Below are 2,563 nucleotides of genomic sequence, written 5' to 3'. Positions count from 1 at the left end.
ATCGTCATGCATGCGTCCGTGGGCTCGGGCCATCGCAGCGCGGCCATGGCCGTGGCCCAGGCCTTCGAGCTGCTGAGGGACGAGGCGGCGGCCGCCCGAGCCGGTATCGGAGATGCCGCAGACGGCGCGTCCCGTCCCGATGCGCCGCATGACGCGCTTGCCGGCGTCTCCGTCCCCGAGGACCTGGAAGTCGAGGTCATCGACATCCTGGACTGGGGCCGCATCGTGTTCGACGGCGACCACGCCGCATCGCTCTTCACGGGAGCCACGCGCCCTATCTACGATCTCACCTGGCGCTTCACGCTCACCGGCCGCCTTTTGTGGGCCGGCGGCACCGCCTGGTCGCGCATCATGTACCCCGCTTTCACCGAGCACGTGCGCGAGGTGCGCCCGCTGGCCATCGTGTGCACCCACATCACGGCGGCGAACGTGGCCGTGGGCGCGCGCATGCTCTCGGGCCTGGAGTTCCCCATCGTGAGCGTGCCCACCGACTACGAGACCGAGGGCCTCTGGCCGCACCGCTGCACCGACCTGTTCTGCGTGGCGAACGAGTCCATGGCCGAGACGCTGCGCCCCCGCCGCGTGCCCGAGGAGGGCATCCGCATCACAGGCATCCCCACGCGCGAGGATTTCCGCCGCACCTACGACCAGCGGGAGACGCGCGAGCGCCTGGGCCTGCCGCAGGACAAGACCGTGGTGCTGGCGCTGGCCGGCGCGCAGCTGCCGCGCCCCTACGTGCACTTCCGCGACGCGCTCGACAAGCTGCTGCCCTACCTGCACGCGCTTTCGGACATGCACTTCGTCATCGTGGCCGGCAACGACGCCGATTACGCCCGCCACCTGCGGCAGGAATGCGCCGATCTGGGACTTGCCAACGTGAGCGTGCTCGACTACGTGGAGGACATGGCGGCGCTCATGGCGGCCAGCGACGTGATCATCTGCAAGTCCGGCGGCCTCGTGGTCACGGAATGCCTGTGCGCGCAGGTTCCCATGATCCTGCTGGGCCGCGCATACGGCCAGGAGAAGGTGAACGTGCGGATGCTCACCTCGCTCGGCGCGGCCATGCACGTGACCACGTCCCGCGAGCTGCTGGACGCGCTGCGCCACATCGAGAAGAACCCGGAGAGCATCCGCTCCATGTTGATCAACGGCAGCTTCCTGCGCCACCCGGACGCCGCGCGCGACGTCGCGCGCGCCACGCTGGAGCTGACCGCGTACCCCAAGAGCGCCGACGACCCGCAGCGAAGGAAGCACTTCCTGCGCTTCTACTGGGGCGGGAAGCCTGCGCACACGCGCTGACGCGCCCGGCCCGACGCCGCGCGCGAGACCATCGAAAGGAACGCAAGCGATACCTATGGCAGAATTCAACGAGCTGGGGCTGTCCCCGAAAGTCCTCGACGCCGTGGCGCGTCTGGGCTATGAAATGCCCACCCCCGTGCAGGAGCAGGCCATCCCGCTGGTGCTGGAGGGCCGCGACCTCATCGCGGCCGCCAAGACCGGCACGGGCAAGACGGCCGCGTTCTCGCTGCCCGCGCTCGACGGCCTCGGGCACGCGAAGGGAGGCCAAGGGCCGCTCATGCTGGTGGTCACGCCCACGCGCGAGCTGGCGCAGCAGATCGGCGAGGTGTGCGCCGCCGTGGCCGTGTCCACCCACCACCGCATAGCCACCGTGGTGGGCGGCCTGTCCTACGAGCCGCAGATCCAGAAGCTCAAGCACGGCACCGACGTGCTCATCGCCACGCCCGGGCGCCTCGTGGACCTCATGGACCAGGGGGCCGCGCGCCTGGGCGACGTGGAGGTGCTCGTGCTGGACGAGGCCGACCGCATGCTGGACATGGGCTTTCTGCCCTCCATGCGCAAGATCATCGGGGCGACGCCCGCCAGCCGGCAGACGCTTTTGTTCTCGGCCACCATCGACCGCTCCATCATGGGCAGCGTGGGGAAGCTTTTGCACGACCCGGCCATGGTGGAGATCGCGCACAAGGGCGAGACGGCCGACACGGTGGAGCAGTTCATCGTCCGCGCGCCGCAGACGCTCAAGCCGGCCCTGCTGAAGGCCGTGCTCGCCGAGAAGGGGCACGAGCGTGTCATCGTGTTCACGCGCACCCGCAGCCGCGCCGACGCCACGTGCCGGCGCCTGAAGAAGGCGGGCTACACGGCCGAGGCCATCCACTCCGACCGCAGCCAAAACCAGCGTCGCCGCGCGCTCGACAACTTCATGGGCGGCACCACCGACGTGCTCGTGGCCACCGACGTGCTGGCACGCGGCATCGACGTGGAGAGCGTGGACCATGTGATCAACTACGACCTGCCCACCGTGCCCGAGGACTACGTACACCGCATCGGCCGCACGGGTCGCGCCGGCGAGGAGGGATGGGCCATCTCGTTCGTGAGCCCGGAGACCGAGGACGCGCTGCGCGACATCCAGAAGCTCATCAAGCGCGAGATCCCCGAGATGGAGATAGCCACCTTCGACGAGCAGGAGGCGCTGGCCGAGGCCGCCGCCCACGCCACGCGCAAAGCCGCGCGCACCGACCCCGAGATAGCCCAGGCAGCGCGAGAG

At 69.7% G+C, this 2,563-nt stretch carries 2 protein-coding genes; both read left to right on the top strand.

The features are described 5' to 3' along the window. The coding region (locus GPA_RS10465) for a glycosyltransferase (protein ID WP_041239462.1) at nucleotides 1–1,299 on the top strand (1,299 nt) is incomplete at its 5' end. Between the two features lie 55 nt (nucleotides 1,300–1,354). Further along, a partial coding sequence (locus tag GPA_RS10460; RefSeq protein ID WP_049784114.1) for a DEAD/DEAH box helicase occupies nucleotides 1,355–2,563 on the top strand: 1,209 nt, incomplete at its 3' end.

It is taken from the genome of Gordonibacter pamelaeae 7-10-1-b, from assembly GCF_000210055.1.
GTDB lineage: Bacteria > Actinomycetota > Coriobacteriia > Coriobacteriales > Eggerthellaceae > Gordonibacter > Gordonibacter pamelaeae.
The sequence above is the reverse complement of the archived record's forward strand: the minus strand, read 5'-3'. Positions and strand labels throughout refer to the sequence as shown.